At 65.2% G+C, this 17,185-nt stretch carries 19 protein-coding genes; 13 read left to right on the top strand and 6 right to left on the bottom strand.

The genetic code is table 11. The features are described from left to right. Complete coding sequence (locus AC1VNY_RS32125) at positions 1-609, top strand: LysE family translocator (RefSeq protein ID WP_482408180.1); 609 nt, start codon at positions 1-3, stop codon at positions 607-609. A 150-nt stretch (positions 610-759) separates the two neighbouring features. After that, positions 760-1,779, top strand: a complete 1,020-nt coding sequence (gene ilvC / locus AC1VNY_RS32120) for a ketol-acid reductoisomerase (RefSeq protein WP_018272993.1) — start codon at positions 760-762, stop codon at positions 1,777-1,779. Between the two features lie 206 nt (positions 1,780-1,985). On the opposite strand, the gene AC1VNY_RS32115 is transcribed toward ilvC, so the two are convergent. Next, the gene (locus tag AC1VNY_RS32115; protein ID WP_482408179.1) at positions 1,986-3,092 is read right to left on the bottom strand and encodes a DUF2336 domain-containing protein; all 1,107 of its coding nucleotides are present in this window, start codon (positions 3,090-3,092) and stop codon (positions 1,986-1,988) included. A gap of 193 nt (positions 3,093-3,285) precedes the next feature. After that, entirely contained in the window at positions 3,286-4,305 is a 1,020-nt protein-coding gene (locus AC1VNY_RS32110) for an adenylate/guanylate cyclase domain-containing protein (protein WP_482408178.1), read from the bottom strand. Between the two features lie 134 nt (positions 4,306-4,439). On the opposite strand from AC1VNY_RS32110, the gene AC1VNY_RS32105 reads away from it, so the two are divergent. After that, on the top strand, positions 4,440-4,841 hold the full coding sequence (locus tag AC1VNY_RS32105; RefSeq protein ID WP_482408177.1) for a lysozyme inhibitor LprI family protein: 402 nt from the start codon (positions 4,440-4,442) through the stop codon (positions 4,839-4,841). Positions 4,842-4,869: 28 nt separating this feature from the next. Further along, positions 4,870-5,103 (top strand): hypothetical protein, encoded by a 234-nt coding sequence (locus tag AC1VNY_RS32100; RefSeq protein WP_028342354.1) that lies wholly within the window; start codon positions 4,870-4,872, stop codon positions 5,101-5,103. 12 nt (positions 5,104-5,115) lie between these two features. Here AC1VNY_RS32100 and AC1VNY_RS32095 read toward each other — a convergent pair whose 3' ends face one another. Next, positions 5,116-5,736 carry a hypothetical protein gene (locus tag AC1VNY_RS32095; RefSeq protein ID WP_482408176.1) on the bottom strand — a complete coding sequence of 207 codons (621 nt, stop codon included), beginning with the start codon at positions 5,734-5,736 and terminating at the stop codon, positions 5,116-5,118. Between the two features lie 107 nt (positions 5,737-5,843). On the opposite strand from AC1VNY_RS32095, the gene AC1VNY_RS32090 reads away from it, so the two are divergent. From AC1VNY_RS32090 to AC1VNY_RS32070, 5 genes are all read left to right on the top strand, one after another. Then, positions 5,844-6,551 carry a TetR/AcrR family transcriptional regulator gene (locus AC1VNY_RS32090; protein WP_482408175.1) on the top strand — a complete coding sequence of 236 codons (708 nt, stop codon included), beginning with the start codon at positions 5,844-5,846 and terminating at the stop codon, positions 6,549-6,551. A 171-nt stretch (positions 6,552-6,722) separates the two neighbouring features. Continuing rightward, entirely contained in the window at positions 6,723-8,435 is a 1,713-nt protein-coding gene (locus AC1VNY_RS32085) for a sulfatase-like hydrolase/transferase (protein WP_482408174.1), read from the top strand. Positions 8,436-8,734: 299 nt separating this feature from the next. Further along, positions 8,735-9,913: a COG1470 family protein gene (locus AC1VNY_RS32080; protein ID WP_482408173.1), complete on the top strand. Its 1,179-nt coding sequence runs from the start codon at positions 8,735-8,737 to the stop codon at positions 9,911-9,913. Further along, a complete protein-coding gene (locus AC1VNY_RS32075; protein ID WP_482408172.1) occupies positions 9,910-10,896 on the top strand; it encodes an ABC transporter ATP-binding protein in 987 nt (328 codons plus the stop codon). The genes AC1VNY_RS32080 and AC1VNY_RS32075 overlap by 4 nt, the downstream gene beginning before the upstream one ends. After that, a complete protein-coding gene (locus AC1VNY_RS32070) occupies positions 10,886-11,848 on the top strand; it encodes an ABC transporter permease (protein WP_482408171.1) in 963 nt (320 codons plus the stop codon). Before AC1VNY_RS32075 ends, AC1VNY_RS32070 begins: the two co-directional genes overlap by 11 nt. Before the next feature lie 18 nt (positions 11,849-11,866). Here the strand turns inward: AC1VNY_RS32070 and AC1VNY_RS32065 are convergent, their stop codons facing one another. The 3 genes from AC1VNY_RS32065 to AC1VNY_RS32055 all read right to left on the bottom strand — a co-directional run bounded on the left by AC1VNY_RS32065 (position 11,867) and on the right by AC1VNY_RS32055 (position 14,574). Next, entirely contained in the window at positions 11,867-13,426 is a 1,560-nt protein-coding gene (locus AC1VNY_RS32065) for a glycine betaine ABC transporter substrate-binding protein (RefSeq protein WP_482408170.1), read from the bottom strand. Continuing rightward, positions 13,423-14,211, bottom strand: a complete 789-nt coding sequence (locus tag AC1VNY_RS32060; protein ID WP_411781639.1) for an ATP-binding cassette domain-containing protein — start codon at positions 14,209-14,211, stop codon at positions 13,423-13,425. The genes AC1VNY_RS32065 and AC1VNY_RS32060 overlap by 4 nt, the downstream gene beginning before the upstream one ends. Before the next feature lie 147 nt (positions 14,212-14,358). Then, on the bottom strand, positions 14,359-14,574 hold the full coding sequence (locus AC1VNY_RS32055) for a hypothetical protein (RefSeq protein WP_016844293.1): 216 nt from the start codon (positions 14,572-14,574) through the stop codon (positions 14,359-14,361). A 230-nt stretch (positions 14,575-14,804) separates the two neighbouring features. On the opposite strand from AC1VNY_RS32055, the gene AC1VNY_RS32050 reads away from it, so the two are divergent. The 4 genes from AC1VNY_RS32050 (at position 14,805) to AC1VNY_RS32035 (ending at position 17,157) form a co-directional block, all read left to right on the top strand. Next, positions 14,805-15,641, top strand: coding sequence for a hypothetical protein (locus tag AC1VNY_RS32050; RefSeq protein WP_028342360.1), 837 nt, complete (start codon positions 14,805-14,807; stop codon positions 15,639-15,641). A gap of 151 nt (positions 15,642-15,792) precedes the next feature. Next, positions 15,793-16,464 (top strand): hypothetical protein, encoded by a 672-nt coding sequence (locus AC1VNY_RS32045; protein ID WP_482408169.1) that lies wholly within the window; start codon positions 15,793-15,795, stop codon positions 16,462-16,464. A gap of 41 nt (positions 16,465-16,505) precedes the next feature. Then, the gene (locus AC1VNY_RS32040; protein WP_482408168.1) at positions 16,506-16,781 is read left to right on the top strand and encodes a DUF3551 domain-containing protein; all 276 of its coding nucleotides are present in this window, start codon (positions 16,506-16,508) and stop codon (positions 16,779-16,781) included. Between the two features lie 106 nt (positions 16,782-16,887). Further along, positions 16,888-17,157 carry a DUF3551 domain-containing protein gene (locus tag AC1VNY_RS32035; protein WP_482408167.1) on the top strand — a complete coding sequence of 90 codons (270 nt, stop codon included), beginning with the start codon at positions 16,888-16,890 and terminating at the stop codon, positions 17,155-17,157. Positions 17,158-17,185: the final 28 nt, after the last annotated feature.

The raw sequence follows: 17,185 nt of genomic DNA, 5'->3' as shown, positions 1-17,185 counted from the left end.
ATGTCGAATTCGCTGCTGTTCGCCTTTGTCGTGTTCGCCGTCGTGATGTTCTTCACGCCGGGCCCCAACAACATCATGCTGCTGTCGTCGGGGCTGACCTACGGCTTCCGCCGCACGGTGCCCCACATCGCCGGCATCACGGTCGGCTTCGCCTTCATGGTCGGCGCGGTCGGCGTCGGGTTAGGGGCCGTCTTCATCGCCTATCCGGTGCTGCAGACGATCCTGAAATATGGCGGCGTCGTCTACCTGATCTATCTCGCCGCCATCATCGCCATGGCCGAGCCGCCCTCGGCGGACAAGGACGACAGGGGCGGCCGCGGCCCGATGACGTTCTGGGGCGCCGCCATGTTCCAGTGGATCAATGCCAAGGGCTGGGTGATGGTGATCGGCACCATCACGGCCTATGCGGCGATTGCCGCCTTTCCCTGGAACATCGCGATCCAGGTCGGCCTGAGCCTGATCCTGGGCACGGTGTCCTGCGTCGTCTGGGCGCTGTTCGGGACCGCCTTGCGGCCGATCCTGACCTCGCCCCGGGCGATCCGCGCCTTCAATGTAGCGATGGCCATCCTGCTGCTGGCCTCGCTCTACCCGGTCTTCATGGACGCATGATGCCGCACCGCGCCATGCGAGATGAGGGTTTCCCCTGAGGGGGAAAATGCTCTAGACAACGCCGGAAATTCGCGGGCGCCCGGCGGTTCTGACCTTCCGAAAGCCTGATTCATCGGCCGATTTTGGCCCCCTTCAAACGAGGAAACCACGATGCGAGTTTACTACGATCGCGATGCCGACCTGAACCTGATCAAGGGCAAAAAGGTCGCCATCGTCGGCTACGGCAGCCAGGGCCACGCCCATGCGCTGAACCTGAAGGATTCAGGCGTCAAGGAAGTGGCGATCGCGCTGCGCAAGGGTTCGGCCTCGGCCAAGAAGGCCGAGAACGCCGGCTTCAAGGTGATGGAAGTCGCCGAAGCTGCCAAGTGGGCCGACCTCGTGATGATGCTGACCCCGGACGAGCTGCAGGGCGACATCTATCGCGAGCACCTGCACGACAACATGAAGAAGGGCGCTGCGCTCGTGTTCGCCCACGGCCTCAACGTGCACTTCAACCTGCTCGATCCGCGCGCCGACCTCGACGTGCTGATGATCGCGCCGAAGGGGCCCGGCCACACCGTGCGCTCGGAATATCAGCGCGGCGGCGGCGTGCCTTGCCTGATCGCGATCGCCAAGGATTCGTCGGGCAACGCCCATGACCTCGGCCTCAGCTATGCCTCGGCGATCGGCGGCGGCCGCGCCGGCATCATCGAGACCACCTTCAAGGAAGAGTGCGAGACCGACCTGTTCGGCGAGCAGGTGGTGCTCTGCGGCGGCCTGGTCGAGCTGATCAAGGGCGGCTACGAGACGCTGGTCGAGGCCGGCTACGCGCCCGAGATGGCTTATTTCGAGTGCCTGCACGAAGTGAAGCTGATCGTCGACCTGATCTATGAAGGCGGCATCGCCAACATGAACTACTCGATCTCCAACACCGCCGAATACGGCGAGTACGTCACCGGTCCGCGCATCGTCACGGCCGAGACCAAGGCCGAGATGAAGCGCGTGCTCGCCGACATCCAGGGCGGCAAGTTCGCCCGCGACTGGATGCTGGAGAACAAGGTCAACCAGACCTCGTTCAAGGCCACCCGCGCCAAGCTCGCTGCGCACCCGATCGAGGAAGTCGGTGCCAAGCTGCGCGACATGATGCCCTGGATCAAGAAGGGCGCGCTGGTCGACAAGAGCAAGAACTAAGGCGGAAATTGCAGGGCGAGCGCGGTTCGCTTGCCCTGCACGCCAAAAGCAAAAAGGGTGGGCGTGTTGCCCACCCTTTTTCTTTGTCGCGGAGGCGCGGAGGCCTAGAGCGTTTTCGAGCGAAGTGGATACCGGTTCGCGTGAAGAAAACGCGTCAAAACAAGAATCTAGAGCCCCGTTCCGATTCCATCGGAACGGGAAAAGCTCTAGCCGGCCGCCATCGGCTGCTTCTCGATCCTGTTGTGCAGCTGCCAGAACCGCACCGTGCGCTGCGCGGTCTCGAGCGAGAGCCGGCGGTAGTCGCGCTGCGCGATCTCGAGCGTCGCGTTGTCGAGCGGCAGCGGCAGCGGCCGCTTGCGCAGGATGGCTTCGACCGTCGGCCAGTTGAGCCGCGCCGAACGGCACGGGATCAGGATCAGGTCGGAGCGAAGGCCGAGCATCAGGCGTTCGATCATCGCGATCGGCATGTCGTTGAGCACGGCAAGCGCGACCGTGACCTCGTCGAGCTTGCCCTCTTCGGCGAACTTGTAGACGGCCGCATCGTCGAGCTCGTTCAGCTGCTTCATCAGCTTGACCAGCTCTTCGGCGATGCCGTAGTTGCGGCGCGGCGCCGCGGCCTCTTCCTGGGCGATGTCGTTCAGCACCTGGCTGATCTCTTCGCGCGCCCTGGGCGAGGCGATCGAAAGCAGACGGGCGCGCACCGTATCCTTGGCGCGCTGCAGCAGGTCGCGCAGCAGCTTGGCCGGAATGTCGATGCGCAGCCCGAGGATCTCGACCAGCTCGTCGTCGCCTTCGGCGCGGGCGACGATGCTGGAATAGCCGTTGTCGGAGAACTGCGCTCCGGCATTCTTGGCGAGACGCCGGATCACCTTGTCCTCGCCGCGGTCGATGATCACGTCGGTGACGGAAGGCGGCAGGTTTTCCCGCGCGGAGATCGCGAACAGGTGGTCCTGGCCCTTGCTGCTCGCGATCTCGCGCAGGGCGTCGTTCGAGAGGCGGCTGGAGTGGGTCAGCACGTCGCCGGCGACGCTGATGTCGTCGTCCCAGGCGAGGTGCTGAATCACCTCGAACGGCGCATAGTCGAGCGGCGCGAGCCGCTTGCTGAGCTCGGCCCGCGCGCGGGTCTCGACGCGCGCGACCAAGAGGCAGAGCACGTCGTCGAACACCTTGACCTGTTCATCGTTGAGGCGGTCGCCGTCGTTCAGGAACAGATCGGTGACCTGCCGCAGCGTCTGCACACGCTTGGCTGATGTCCCGTCCCGGACCGCATCCTCGAGTTCGGCAATAATCGATTGTGACGCCTGTTGCGCCATCGATGGGCAACCTTGTTCTTGTTGAATGACACCTGTCTGCGCACCATGCGGGGCGCGGTCTTACACCTGCGTTAAGGTGGAACCCGGTGCAAATACGGTGTGCGTCGCATCCTTAACAGGCTGCGACCGGACTCGATTCAATGCGCGCTTTCGGCTCAGCGGAAGCTGATGCCGGTGCATTTTAAGAGATCGTTTAGGACGATACGCGCCGCGCGACGGAAAAGATGTCGATCGACGCTGCACGTCCGCGCAATTGCGTCGAGCCGAGCGGCTCGACGACTAAATCCCGGTCCGGCGGCAGCAGGCGGAGCAGGTCGCCCGATACCAGCAGCGGACGGCCGGCCTCCTTGCAATGTGCCTGCAGCCGCGCCGTGACGTTCACGGTGTCGCCGAAATAGGCGATCTGTCGCCGCGAGTCCCCGCATTCCGCGATGACGACCGGACCGGCATGCATCCCGGCCCTAAACGCGGGCACCACGCCGAACTCCTTGCGATATTGATCGGCCCGCTTGGCGAGGCGATCCTCGATCGCGAACACGCAATCGAGATACCGCCGCGATCGCCCGCCGGCATTGCCCGGCCAGGTCACGATCACTTCGTCGCCGACATAGGCGTGGACTTCGCCGCCGTGCGACACGATCGGCTCGTCGATGTCGAAGAAGAAGCGCGTCAGCAATTCCTGCACGCGCAGCTCGCCCATCGACTCCGCCAGCGTCGTCGAGCCGACCAGGTCGAGAAACAGCAGCACGCGCTCCTCGCGCACCGGCTGCCGATAGCGTCCGAGCACGATGCCGAGCAGCGTATGTCCGCCGATCATCCGGACCAGCTCGTAGATCGTCGTGATCGGGATCGACAGCAGCAGGCCGACGCCGATGATCTTCAGGAAGGTTTCGCGCATCCACTTGGCTTCGAGCCCATGCCCGTAGAGCACGATTTCCAGCACGATCGCGGCCGCCGCAACGGTGACGGCGAGGATCACAGAGCGGCCGATCAGCTCGACGATGAGTGATTGCCGTCGCAGCCAGCCACCACGTGCGGCCAGATAGAGATGCGTCGCCCAGACGATCACCGTGAGGGCTGCGCCGTCGAGGGCGCTGCGCACATAATTCGAGACGGAGGCCTCGTCGGACTCATCGAAGGCATAGCGAAACAGCCCACCGACGAGCAGGCCGAACACCGCCAAGACGATCACAGGCGTCACGGCGCGCCGCATGGTCCCTCCATGCATATGAAATATCCTGCGCGGACCGGGAAGGCCAGCCGCAGCGCAGCCGGCGGTGACGGGATGCATCGCGGCAGCACTCATGTATGCTGCGACGAGAGGATCGATCCAACAAGGAAAGTGGCATGACATCGGCTGTCACGACAGGCGTGTGCAGGCTCATGGCCGTTCTGGCGGCCGTCTCCATCGCCTTCACCGCGCCGGTTGCCCGCGCCGGTGATCAGACCGTTGGCGAGCCGTCCTGCGACGGCGGCACCTACCAGATGGTCGAATGCCTCAAGGCCAAGACCGCGCAGTGGGACAAGCGGATGAACGTCGCCTATCAGAAGGCGTTGAAGGATGTCGCCGACGACAAGCAGCGCGAACAGCTGCGCACCGCGCAACGGCTGTGGATCCAGTACCGTGACGCCAACTGCCTGTATTACGACCTCGGCGAGGGCACCATCGCCCGGCTCGATGCCGGCGAATGCATGCGCAGCATGACCGAAGCCCGCGCTAAGGAACTGGAGAATCTTGGCCATCAGTGAGCCATCTTCCGGAGTCAGGACCGAGGTCATGACTGACGGAAAGAGCCAGGACGAATTGACCCAGCTTGCCGATGAGGCGCTGCGCGCCCAGCCCGGCTGCGAGACCGCGCGTGTGCCGGCGGTCGCAGCGCTGCCCGATGCGCAGATCGGGCGCAACTGGGAAATTCCGAACGTCGTGCTCGGTGACAGCCTGATCAGCGACGTCGACCGCGCGGTGCTGTCGGTTCATCGCCAGCTCGGCCGCAAGTTTCACCTGGTGTGAGGTGGCTCGATCTCAGCTCGCTTGCGCCTGACGCGGCGCAGGCCGCGCGGCCATGCTGATCATCCTGAGCGCGAACACGGCGGCGAGTGGCACGAGGAACAGCGCGTAGAGCGGCATCTCGGGAATTCGCTTGCCGAACGAGACCATGAACTGCAGCAGCAGATAGTAGCCGCCGATGAGATGCAGCCGGCGCCAGGCGCGCGGGCCCAGCATCGCAGCGGTGCGATCGAATGAGGTCGCGGTCAGCGCGATGATGAAGGCATAGCCGATGCCGCCGAAGATATACGAGACCGCCGAGGTCGCGGCAGCGAAACCGGGCGGATCGAGGATCGCGAAGCCTGTGATCGCGACCGCATGGATGGCGTGCGAGGCCGCGAAGGTGACGCCCAGGTAACGGCGGTTGCGGCGCTGCCAGTGCGTCCAGGCGTTCGGCCACAGCCGCGCCAGCGCCGCCGCCGAGAAAGCGAGGCAGAAGAACAACAGCGAGGTCCGCGCCGTGAAGCGGATCACCATCCGCACGCCCTCGACCTCGAACTGCCGCATCGCGGCGATCCAGATCGAAAGCCCGATCAGGGTGAGCGTGAGCAGGCCAAACAGCCGCCAGCCCTCGAACCAGTTGCGACGCGTCGCCATATCCCGCCTCCCGTCTATGTAATCACCAGTTACATTTCGCGCCGGCACGCGGTCAATCCGTGTAATCATCGCTTACATTCACAAGCGGGTGATGCTAGTGGTGCGCCATGCGCCGCCCCGCCAAAAGCCCGCCCACCGGCCGCCGGCCCGCCAAGCCGCGTCCGGTCGCGACGCGGGCGCGGGCGGCGAGGCCGTATCACCACGGCGACCTCCGCCGGGTCCTGATCGATGCCGCCATGCAACTGGTCGGCGAGGGCGGGCCGGAGGCGGTCAGCGTCCGCGAGGCCGCGCGCCGCGCCGGGGTCTCGCCGGGTGCGCCGTTCCGGCATTTCCCGAGCCGGGACGCCCTGATGAATGCGGTCGCGGAGGAGGCGCAACGCCGCTTTCGCGCCGAGATCGAGGCGGCGTTGGCCGAGGCGCCGTCAGGCGATCCGCTCGGCCGCTTCCGCCATCTCGGGATCGCCTATCTGCGCTGGGCGATGAAGAACCCGACCCATTTCGAGATCATCTCCAGCCGCCGCTTCTTCGACCACGACCGCTCGGCCGCCGTCTCCAGCGACAATGCCGAGTTGATCGGCCTGACCGAGCGCGCGCTGGCGGAGGCATTTTCAGCTGGCCAACTCGGGACGCGCGACCTCAGGCAGGTCCAGATCGCCGGCCGCGCGCTGGTCTATGGCTTCGCGCGGATGCACATCGACGGCCATTTGCCGCGCTGGGGTGTCGGCGATGCGGAGGTCGAGCAGATGGCTGCCGACATCGTCGATCTCTTCATCGCGGGCATCGCGAGCCACGCCGCGCCGGCCGCCAAAGTTTAAGGCACGCGCGCTGCCTGCCGCGGCCAGGCTGGGCGCGGCAAATTCATTGCGCGTTCATGACGATTCAATTACGGTTTTGTGACGCGGCCCAGACACCGGCTGTGCCGCATGCCTCCTGGCCGTTGCCAGTCAAGGCGGTGGCATTGCGCCGGGTTGTATTGCGTCCCGCCCATGGCGCCCGCGCCTCAGCAAAACTCCTCCGTTGCCGCACTGGCCGGCGGTCTTGCCGCGCTCGGCATCTGGCGGTTGATGGCGGTCGCGGCACCGCATTTCGGCGCGCTGATCCTGATGCTGCGCACCGAGACCGATTTCGGATCGCGGCTTTGCTTCCTGCTCACCTGGGGAATCCTGAACTTTCTGTTCATCGCGCTGCTGCGCCGGCCGGCGCTGTCGGGTGCGCTGTCGCTGACGCTGGTCGTCGTGTTGGTGCTGCTGTCGCGCTTCAAGCACGACGTGGTGCAGATGACCGCGAATTTCGTCGACCTGATGGTGATCGACCGCGACACCGCGGCGTTCCTGCTGACGATCTTCCCGAGCCTGCGCTGGTCGATCATCGGCGCCGGCCTCGTCACACTGCCCTTGATGTACGCTCTGTGGTGGCTCGATCCGTTCCGTATCCGCCGCCTGCCGGCTGCGGCCGCCTGCCTCGCCTGCACCGCGGCCCTTTCGGGTTATGCCTTCGCCTGGCCGGACGAAGCCTGGCGCGGCTATTACGACGACGGCTATCTCTCGAAGTTCGCGCGCTCCGGCGTCACGGCCGTGTCCGATTTCGTCGCCTACGGTTTCATGGAGTCGGATCCGACCGCGAGCGACCAGCTCAAGATGCCCCTGGTCGATGCCTGCCATCCTGCCGGGCGGCGGCCGAACATCATCATGATCCATGATGAATCGAGTTTCGACATCCGCGCGGCCTCGGGCGTCAAGGTGCCGCCGGGCTATGGCAGCCAGTTCAAGTCCTATGACGGCGTCGAGCGCAAATTCCTCGCCGAGAGCAATGGCGGGCCGAGCTGGTTCACGGAGTACAACGTGCTTGCGGGATTGTCCTCGCGCTCGTTCGGCCGGTTCTCCTATTTCGTCACCCGCATCGCATCGGGACGCGTGGAGCGCGGCCTGCCGTTGGCCCTGCGCCGCTGCGGCTACGACACGCTCTCGCTCTATCCCGCATTCGGCGCCTTCATGAGCGCGCGCAACTTCCAGACCACGACCGGCATCCAGCGCTTCTACGACGCGCATGACCTGCATGCGAAGGACGTCGAGCCCGACAGCTTCTTCTACGACAAGGCGCTGAAGCTGATGGCCGAGCAGAAGACGTCAGGCACGCCGCTGTTCGCCTTCGTCTATCTCGCCGCCAATCATTTCCCCTGGGAAACCAAATTCCATCCCGAGTTGCTGCCGTCGTGGAAGCGGCCGGGCAACACGCCCGCCGTCGACGAATATCTGCGCCGGCAGGCGATGAGCGCTGGCGACTATGCCGGCTTCGTCGCGGCGCTGAAGAAGAAGTTTCCGGCGCAGCCTTTCCTGATCGTGCGTTACGGCGATCATCAGCCGGAATTCTCGCCGCAGCTGCTAGATCCCGATCTCGACGAGGCCGGCATCGGCAAGAAGCTGATGGATTACGATCCGCGTTACTACGCGACCTACTATGCGATCGACGCCGTCAACTTCGAACCGGTGAAGAGCCCGGCGGTGATGGACACGATCGACGCCGCCTATCTGCCGCTGGTGATTCAGGAAGCCGCGGGCATTCCGCTCGACCCGTCGTTCGAGGAGCAGAAGGCGATCATGCTTCGCTGCAACGGCGCGTTCTATTCCTGCAAGGACGGCGCAGAAGCACGCCGATTCAACCGCCTGTTGATCGACGCGGGGATCATCAAGGGACTTTGAGCACGCTTCGCCCGCCTTCGGCCAAGGCGGAGCAATCGATTGTCGCCAATCGCAACTGTGATTTCGTCGCGAGCTCCCTGCGACGACCGCTCCGCACATCACAGCGATCGCATCGCGAACTAGACTAACGTCGGTAGACGAAGGTCGTCGCGCGAAACCTCGCGCATTACTCATTTGTAATTACGTTGCCGAGATTTCGTCACGATTGTTGCGATGATCTGTCGCGTCGCTGCCACGGTGTTCATCAGCGCGCAGCATCAAGTCAGCCAATCCCGCCCTTCTTGCAGGAGTGTTTGCCCATGCGAGCGCTCGATGTTGCGCGCCTTGTCGCCGCCTTCGGACTTGCTATCCCCCTTGCCGTTCCCTCAGCCTCTGCCGCGGAGCCGCCTCACGACATCAAGGGGCTCTACCTGATGACGGACTATCCGGCCGTCACCATCAGGCCCGGCACCACCTCCAACATCTCGCTGCGTCTGCAGAATTACGATCTCGGCCCGCAGCGCTACAAGCTATCGGTCGAGGGCGTGCCGAGCGGCTGGACCGCGACGCTGCTCGGCGGCGGCCAGCCGGTCGCAGCCGCGATGCCGGCGCCCGACTCCAGCGTGCCGCTGCAGCTTCGGCTCGACGTGCCCGCCAACGCCTCGCTCGCCGAGCAGACCTTGACGGTGAAGGCCGAAGGGCAGGGCAGCCAGGCGACGTTGCCGATCGTGGTTGCGCTCGCCAAGGAACTGCCGGCAAAGCTGACGGTGACGTCGAAGCTTCCCGAATTGCGCGGCAGCCCGAAATCGAATTTCGAATACACCCTGACCGTCAAGAACGACAGCGGCCGCAACCTGGTCGCAAGCTTCGCCGCGGCGGCGCCGCAAAACTTCGAGACCTCGTTCACCGAGGCCTATGGCACACAGGAATTGTCGTCGATCCCGATCGATGCCGGGCAGTCCAAGGACATCAAGCTCAAGGTGCGGCCGCCAAGCGCGATCGATGCCGGGCATTTCCCGGTCAAGGTCACCGTCAACGCCGAGGATGCGTCGGCGCAGACCGAGATCGCACTCGATGTCGCAGGCCAGCCGCAGCTTCAGCTCTCCGGCCGTGACGGGCTGCTGAGCGCGCGTGCGGTCGCCGCCGAGCAGAGCACGATCCCGGTCGTCGTCACCAACAGCGGCACCGCGCCGGCCGACAACATCGAGCTCGCCGCGACGGCGCCGAGCGGCTGGAAGGTTACGTTCCAGCCCGCCAAGATCGAGCGTCTGGTGCCCGGCAAGGACACCGAGGTTCAGGCGCTGGTGACGCCGAGCGACAAGTCGCTCGCCGGCGACTACCAGCTCGCGGTGCGCGCCACCTCGCGCGGCGAGACGGCGTCGAGCCAGTTCCGCGTCACGGTGAGCACATCCACCGTCTGGGGCATGGCCGGAGCCGGCGTGATCGGCGTCGCGCTGCTGCTGATGCTGGGTGCGGTTGCGAGGTTCGGACGGCGATGAGCGAACAGCAGAACAACAGTGCTGCACCACGGCCGGAGGCCGTCATCGCGGCTCGCGATCTCACCAAGCGCTACGGCAAGACCAGCGTCGTCGACGCCATCAATTTCGACATCGCCAAGGGCGAGGTGTTCGGGCTGCTCGGCCCGAACGGCGCCGGCAAGACCACGACCATCCTGATGATGCTCGGCCTCACCGAGATCTCGGCCGGCCGGGTCAGCGTGCTCGGCTTCGATCCGGCGCGGCAGCCGTTGCAGGTCAAGCGGCGGGTCGGCTACCTGCCCGACGCCGTCGGCTTCTACGATCACCTGACCGCGGTGGAGAACCTCGCTTACGCCGCCAAGTTGATGGGCCTTTCGATGGCCGAACGCTCGCGGCGGATCGCGGCGGCGCTCACCCGCGTGCGTCTGCTCGACGTCGCCGACAAGCGGGTTGCGACCTTCTCGCGCGGCATGCGGCAGCGGCTTGGGCTTGCCGAGATCATCGTCAAGCGGGCCGAGATCGCCATCCTCGACGAGCCGACCTCGGGTCTCGACCCGCAGGCGACGATTGAATTCCTCGACCTGATCAGGGAGTTGAAGGCCGAGGGCGTTACCGTGCTGCTGTCGTCGCATATGCTCGACCAGGTGCAGCGGGTTTGCGATCGCGTCGCGCTGTTCCGGGCCGGAAAGATCGCGATGATGGGTTCGGTGGCCGAGCTCTCGGTGCAGGTGCTGGGTGCGGGCTTCGTCGTCGAGGTCGAGGCCGATGGCGCGGGGATAGCCCGACGGCTTGCCGCGATCCCGGGCGTCGGCAATGTCGAGACGCTTGCCGATGACCGCTTCCGCATGACCGCCGACCGCGACGTCCGGGCCGATGCCGCGCGCGCGGTGGTCGCGGCCAACGGCGCGTTGCGGCGGCTCTCGGTCGACGAGCCGAGCCTCGAGGCGATCTACGCCCATTATTTCCAGGCCACCCCGTCAGGAGGCGTGCGCGATGCGGCGTGAGGGTTCAGCATTCCAGGGCGTCGGTGCCGTCTTCGTCAAGGAGCTGTCGGACAACATCTCGAGCGTCCGCATGCTGATGCTCGAGCTTCTGATCGTGCTGACCGCGATGGCGGCGCTCTATGAAGCGATCACCGCACTTCGCCAGAACACCGCGGAGGATCCATTCCTGCTGTTGCGGCTGTTCACGGTGAGCCAGGCGCCGCTGCCGTCCTTTGTCGCCATCCTCGGCTTCCTGATCCCGCTGATGGCGATCGGGCTCGGCTTCGACCTGATCAACAGCGAGCACAACCGGCGTACGCTGTCGCGGATCCTGGCGCAGCCGATCTATCGCGACGCGCTGCTGCTCGGCAAATATCTCGCCGGGCTCACGACGATCGCGATCAGCCTCACCGCGTTGTGGCTGCTGGTGATCGGCCTCGGCCTGATCTTCCTCGGCGTGCCGCCGGGCGGCGAGGAGATTGCGCGCTCGCTCGCCTTCCTGGTCATTGCGATCGTCTATGCCGGGGTATGGCTGTCGCTCGCCATGCTGCTCTCGATCGTGTTCCGCTCGCCGGCGACCGCGGCATTGGTGGCGCTCGGCGTCTGGTTGTTCCTGACCGTGCTGTGGCCGATGCTGGCGCCGGCGATCGCGCAGGCCATCGTGCCGCCCGATCCGCGCTTTGCCGCGCTCGGCCTCGATACGCCGGGCACTGCGATCTGGACCCAGCTGCTGCAGCGCTTCTCACCGAATGATCTGTTCGGCGAGGCGATGCTGGCGGTGCTGTCGCCGACCACGCGCACGCTCGGCCCGGTGTTCCTCGACCAGATCCGCGGCGCGGTGATGGGCGCCCCATTGCCGTTCGGCCAGAGCGTGATGATCGCCTGGCCGCAGACGGTCGGCCTGATCGCCTGCACCATTGTGCTGTTCGTCGCCGGCTACGTCCTGTTCCAGCGCCAGGAGGTCAGGGCCTGAGGCGGAGAGCGTGGCCGCTCAATGCGGCCCGATCTTCTGCCACAGCCAGCGCGCCACGGCGTCGGGCGACGATGATGCGTCATTGCCCGACGCGCGCAAATTCGCCTCGCGCATCTCGGCGATATCGATCTTGCCGAGTAGTGGCCGCAGCGCCGCCTTGAGCGTCTCGTCGTCGCGTCGCCTTGGCGACAGCAGCACGATGGCGTCATAGGGCGGGATGGCGTGCCTGTTGTCCTCGAGCGTGACAAGATCGTATTTCGCGATCAGTCCGTCGCTGGTGTAGCCCGCGATCACGTCGACCTCGCCGGAGGCGACCGCCGCATACATGAAATCCGGCTGCATCTGACGCTGGGCGCGGAACGCCAGCCCATAGGCCTTCTGGATGCCGGCCCATTCCGGCCGCGAGAAGAATTCATAGTCGCCGGCGATCGACATCGTGGCGGCGCGTGAGGCGAGGTCGGCGATCGAATGGATGCCGAGCTCTTCGGCGCGCTTCCTCGGCATCACCAGCGTATAGGCATTCTCGAAGCCGAGCTCGCCGAGCAGCGTGATGTCTTGCTTCGCCAGCGTCGTCTGCAACTCGCCCAATAGCTCGGCGCGGGGTTTGATGTCGGTGTGGTGGAACTGGTTGGCCCACAGCGTGCCGGAATAGTCGACATAGACATCGATATCGCCGGCCGTGAGCGCGTCGAAGATCACGTTGGAGCCGAGGCCGGCGCGGGTCGTGGCCGGAAGGCCGGCCGCTTGCAGCCGCTGCGTGATCAACGCCGACAGCACATATTGCTCGGTGAACGTCTTGGCGCCGACGACGATGCCCGCATGCGGGCGCGCGATCGCGGGCACCAGCGTCGCCGCGATCAGGGCGGCAATACCAAGCCCGCCGAGCGCCGTCCGGACGCGGCTGCGATTGCGCAGGCCGTTCTCGATCAGCGCCAGCAATTGGTCGACCACAAGCGCGAGCACGGCCGCTGCGAAGCAGCCGAACAGCACGAACACCCAGTTCTGGGTCTGCAATCCCGCGAAGATATAGTTGCCGAGGCTGGTCTGGCCGATCGGCGTCGACAAGGTGGCGGTGCCGATCACCCATACCGCCGCGGTGCGGATTCCGGCCATCATCACCGGCAGCGCCAGCGGAAGCTCGACCATGGTGAGCGATTGCCGTGGCGTCATGCCGACGCCCTGGGCGGCTTCCAGCACCGCCGGATCGACTCCCGACAGGCCGGTGATGGTGTTGCGCAACACCGGCAGCATCGAATAGAGCGCGAGCGCCAGCACCGCCGGCAGGAAGCCGAACGCGGAGAAGCTGAAGCCGAGCCACGCCGCGGTCAACGCGGCGAGCGCCAGCAGCAGGGGATAGAACAACGCGAGCAGCGCGAGACCGGGCACGGTCTGCACGATGCTGGCAAGCCCGAGCAACGTCGTGCGCAGCACCGGCCGGTTACGAGCGATGATCGCAAGCGGCAGGCTGATCAGAAGCCCGAGCGCCAGCGCGGCGACGCTGACCCGCACATGATTGCCGAGATAGTCGGGCAGATGCGCGAGCGCCTCGCTCCAGCGCGGATCGGCTGATAGATTCATGCGGTGTCGCCCCGCGGCAGCAAAGCGCCCAGGCGTTCCGCCTGCCGTCGCGGCGTGCGCATCAGTTCGCCGACATAGCCATCGGTGCTGGCCGAGAGCTCCGCCGGCGTGCCCTGGGCCAGCAGCCTGCCGCCACGCATCACCGCGACACGATCGGCCAGCAGCAACGCCTCGGTCATGTCGTGGGTGATCATGACCGTGGTCAGGCCGAGCTCGCGGTGCAGCGTTCGATAATCGTCGCCGAGCGCGTCGCGGGTGAGGGGATCGAGCGCGCCGAACGGCTCGTCCATCAGCACGATGCGCGGCTTCGCAGCCAGCGCACGCGCGACGCCGACGCGTTGACGCTGGCCGCCGGAGAGTTCGTGCGGCATACGCTCGCGATATTGTGAGGGGTCGAGCCGCACAAGGTCGAGCAGTTCGTCGACCCGCGCCGAGATCTCCGCCTGCGTCCAGCCGAGAAGCTTCGACGTGATGCCGATGTTGCCGGCGACGGACAGATGCGGAAACAGCCCACCGCTCTGGAAGACATAGCCGATGCGGCGCCGCAGCAGGATGGGATCGACGCGGCTGACATCTTCACCCTCGACGGCGATCCGGCCGTGGTCGGCTTCGATCAGGCGATTGGCGAGCCTCAGCAGCGTTGTCTTGCCGGAGCCTGAGCCGCCGACGATCGCCAGGAATTCACCCTCGGCCACGTCAAGCGAGACGTCGTCGACCGCCACCACGCGACCACTGTCAAAACTCTTGCCGACATGCGCATAGGCAATCAGCGGCGTTACGGGCATTCCAGGGCGACCTCATGTCTCACCGTCGTGAACGACAGTGATAGCCCATAAAATGGACTTTGACTTGAGGCGCGCGCCTGCGCCGTGTGGTTTCGCAGGCTGTTCCGGTCGAAGCGGATCAGCCCCGTCCGGGGCTGTGAGCACACATCACACTTCGTTCTTGGGTACGTACTTGCCCATGATGCATTTATAGCTCTGCAGGTGCCATTCGTGATACGGCCCCTTGGCGAGCCAATCGGCGATGCCGATCTGCGCATTCACTGCGCAGGCGCCCATGGTGATGCCGGATTGGTCACTCGTGGTGACGACCTTTTCCATGCAGAGTTGAGCATTGCAGAGGATGGCGACGAGCGTAACGAGCATGACGGCCTTTATCAGTGGGATTAACCCGGTCTGACCCGAATCATGCAGGGTTCATGCCACTATCAGCAGCTTTGGCGCCGCAGCGGGCAAGACCGGGAAAGTACGGCCGGAGCGAATCGTCACGCCCGTCAGCGCGTAGCCGCACGCCCGTAGATACGCTATAGTCGGTGCCCAACTACGACGTGAGATCGGGGCGAGCGAGGAACGTTGCGCGGTCGGGGGCTGCATCGATGATGACGTTACCTGAGTTGGCGGCAGGTGCTTTGGAGAAGTTTCTCGCCACGCATGTCAGCCGCACCTTCGGCGCTTCGCAGGCGCGCTTCGGCGAACTCCTGCCAGCCGCCGCGCGCATCGCGCTGGAATGCATCGGCAACAGCGACGCGCTCTACCACAATGTCGAGCACACGATGCTGGTCACGCTCGCCGGGCATGACATCATCCGCGGCCGCGCGCTGCACACCCACGTCACCGCCGAGGATTACACCCACACCATCATCGCCTGCCTGACTCACGACATCGGCTATGTGCGCGGACTTTTGAAAGGCGATGGACCCGATGGCTACGTCATCGATGCCTCCGGCAAGAAGGTGGTGCTGCCGCGTGGCTCGTCGGATGCCGGCCTGATGCCGTATCATGTCGACCGCTCGAAGCTGTATGTCCTCGACAGGCTCGAGGCCGTCCTTCCGCTCGATCGCGAGCGCGTCGCGCGCAACATCGAGGGCACGCGGTTTCCGGCGCCCGAGGGCCAGGAATATGACGATGAGGCGTCGATCGTCCGGGCGGCCGATTTCATCGGTCAGCTCGGCGATCCCAACTACATCAGGAAGGCCAACGCGCTCTATCACGAGTTCGAGGAGGTCGGCATCAACCGCCAGCTCGGCTATGAGTCGCCGGCCGATATCGTCGACCGTTATCCGCAATTCTACTGGAACATGGTTGCGCCGCACATTCAGGGCGCCATCAACTGCCTGAACATGACGGCAAGCGGCCGCCAGTGGATCGCGAACCTCTATAGCAACGTGTTCCGCGCCGAGCGCGAGGTGACGTTGTCCGGCCCGCAAATCTGACGCCGCGGCCTTTCAGCACGGATTGCGCTGCGTTCCCCAGCCGTTCGCGGAGTGTCCACATTTAGGCCTGCTTCGTCGTTGCACAGTCCGTGGAAATCAGCGACCTTGCGCCATGGATCCCTCCAGCGACCGTGTTTTCGACCGTTTCAGCATGATCTCCCGTTTCGCTCAATTGATTGCGGCTGCCATCCTCTGCTGGCCGGCGCTCGCCGTTGCCGCCGGTCCGGTCTACGACGTCGACCTGTACGCGTTGATGTCCGGCACTTGCCGCAATGTCACCGTTGCGGGCCGCAGCTACACCTGCAAGGCAGTCGCCTATTTCCACACGCTGCGCGGCCGTTCCGAATTCACCGTGGTGCTCGACGATCCCGCCGACAAGAGCCACATCATCTCGTTTTCCGGCGAGAGCACCGAGCGCACCCAGGACAATCTGTTCGAGCTCGCGGTCGACCGCATGTTGCTGAAGTCCAGCGACCGCCCGCGGGTGGATGGCCTGCCGGTGCCGCTGGTCGAGATGTCGACCGGCTCATGCCGTCAGGTCGGAAGCTTCATCACGCGGCAGGTGTCCACCATCTCCTGCGCCGCCACCGACCAGAACGGCAAGAAATACGAGCTGAGCTTCGAATCTGACGGCTCGCCGATGACGTTGCGCCGGTTGCGGCAATCGACGCTGCCGTCCGAACGGCAGCGGGCGCGCCAGATCGCGCAGCTCGAATGCCGTCTCAAGGCGCGCGCCGCGCAAGTGCTGCCGCGGGACACGACGGCCTTCATGATCCGCTGCCTCGGCGAGGGCGATGGTAAGCCGGCCGACGAACAGCGATAGCCACGCGCCCGGCGATCCGGACCAGGCTTGAGGAGAATTCGATGCGCTTGAAATTCACCATCATCATCGCCGCCCTCGGCGCTGGTCTCGCCGGGCCCGCCAACGCACAAATGTACGATCCGAATTATCCGGTCTGCATGGAAGTCTATGAAGGCAGGCTGACACCCGAGTACGTCGATTGCAGCTTCACGTCGCTTCCGCAATGCCAGGCGACGGCCTCGGGGCGGTCCGCATCGTGCTCGGTCAATCCATTCTACAAGGGTGCAAAAAAGCCGACCAAGGAGCGGGGTCAACGATACCGCCAACCCGGTAACTAGCGCTTGGACTGACCGTCAATCATGCCCGCATGGCCGTCGCGCCGCTGATGTGGTTGACTAACTCCGGCAGCTGTGGGGAAACCGTCCGAGCAACTAGGAGGGACCGATGCGCCTGAAGCCGTTCGCGATCGCCGCATTCGCAGTCGTCTTGGCCGGACCTGCAGCCGGGCAGGCTTACGATCCGAACTATCCGGTGTGCATGCATGTCTATGGCGGCCGGTTCGGCGGCGGAAACTATATCGATTGCAGCTTCACCTCGATCCCGCAGTGCCAGGCGAGCGCGTCGGGCCGTGGCGCGATGTGCTCGGTGAATCCGTTTTTTGCTCCGCCACCGCCTCCGAAGCGCCGGACGCATCGCCGCCATCACGCTTACTGATGCAGGGGTACCTGGTCCGTCGAACGCC

This window comes from Bradyrhizobium ferriligni (genome assembly GCF_056837965.1).
Note: the sequence above shows the minus strand (reverse complement) of the source record. Positions and strands in the feature narration are given on the sequence as shown.

Excerpts from the sequence above, each read along its gene's own strand:
- AC1VNY_RS32125 (WP_482408180.1), top strand. The coding sequence starts at position 1 with ATGTCGAATTCGCTGCTGTTCGCCTTTGTCGTGTTCGCCGTCGTGATG.
- ilvC (WP_018272993.1), top strand. The coding sequence starts at position 760 with ATGCGAGTTTACTACGATCGCGATGCCGACCTGAACCTGATCAAGGGC.
- AC1VNY_RS32115 (WP_482408179.1), bottom strand. The coding sequence starts at position 3,092 with ATGGCGCAACAGGCGTCACAATCGATTATTGCCGAACTCGAGGATGCG.
- AC1VNY_RS32110 (WP_482408178.1), bottom strand. The coding sequence starts at position 4,305 with ATGCGGCGCGCCGTGACGCCTGTGATCGTCTTGGCGGTGTTCGGCCTG.
- AC1VNY_RS32105 (WP_482408177.1), top strand. The coding sequence starts at position 4,440 with ATGACATCGGCTGTCACGACAGGCGTGTGCAGGCTCATGGCCGTTCTG.
- AC1VNY_RS32100 (WP_028342354.1), top strand. The coding sequence starts at position 4,870 with ATGACTGACGGAAAGAGCCAGGACGAATTGACCCAGCTTGCCGATGAG.
- AC1VNY_RS32095 (WP_482408176.1), bottom strand. The coding sequence starts at position 5,736 with ATGGCGACGCGTCGCAACTGGTTCGAGGGCTGGCGGCTGTTTGGCCTG.
- AC1VNY_RS32090 (WP_482408175.1), top strand. The coding sequence starts at position 5,844 with ATGCGCCGCCCCGCCAAAAGCCCGCCCACCGGCCGCCGGCCCGCCAAG.
- AC1VNY_RS32085 (WP_482408174.1), top strand. The coding sequence starts at position 6,723 with ATGGCGCCCGCGCCTCAGCAAAACTCCTCCGTTGCCGCACTGGCCGGC.
- AC1VNY_RS32080 (WP_482408173.1), top strand. The coding sequence starts at position 8,735 with ATGCGAGCGCTCGATGTTGCGCGCCTTGTCGCCGCCTTCGGACTTGCT.
- AC1VNY_RS32075 (WP_482408172.1), top strand. The coding sequence starts at position 9,910 with ATGAGCGAACAGCAGAACAACAGTGCTGCACCACGGCCGGAGGCCGTC.
- AC1VNY_RS32070 (WP_482408171.1), top strand. The coding sequence starts at position 10,886 with ATGCGGCGTGAGGGTTCAGCATTCCAGGGCGTCGGTGCCGTCTTCGTC.
- AC1VNY_RS32065 (WP_482408170.1), bottom strand. The coding sequence starts at position 13,426 with ATGAATCTATCAGCCGATCCGCGCTGGAGCGAGGCGCTCGCGCATCTG.
- AC1VNY_RS32060 (WP_411781639.1), bottom strand. The coding sequence starts at position 14,211 with ATGCCCGTAACGCCGCTGATTGCCTATGCGCATGTCGGCAAGAGTTTT.
- AC1VNY_RS32055 (WP_016844293.1), bottom strand. The coding sequence starts at position 14,574 with ATGCTCGTTACGCTCGTCGCCATCCTCTGCAATGCTCAACTCTGCATG.
- AC1VNY_RS32050 (WP_028342360.1), top strand. The coding sequence starts at position 14,805 with ATGATGACGTTACCTGAGTTGGCGGCAGGTGCTTTGGAGAAGTTTCTC.
- AC1VNY_RS32045 (WP_482408169.1), top strand. The coding sequence starts at position 15,793 with ATGATCTCCCGTTTCGCTCAATTGATTGCGGCTGCCATCCTCTGCTGG.
- AC1VNY_RS32040 (WP_482408168.1), top strand. The coding sequence starts at position 16,506 with ATGCGCTTGAAATTCACCATCATCATCGCCGCCCTCGGCGCTGGTCTC.
- AC1VNY_RS32035 (WP_482408167.1), top strand. The coding sequence starts at position 16,888 with ATGCGCCTGAAGCCGTTCGCGATCGCCGCATTCGCAGTCGTCTTGGCC.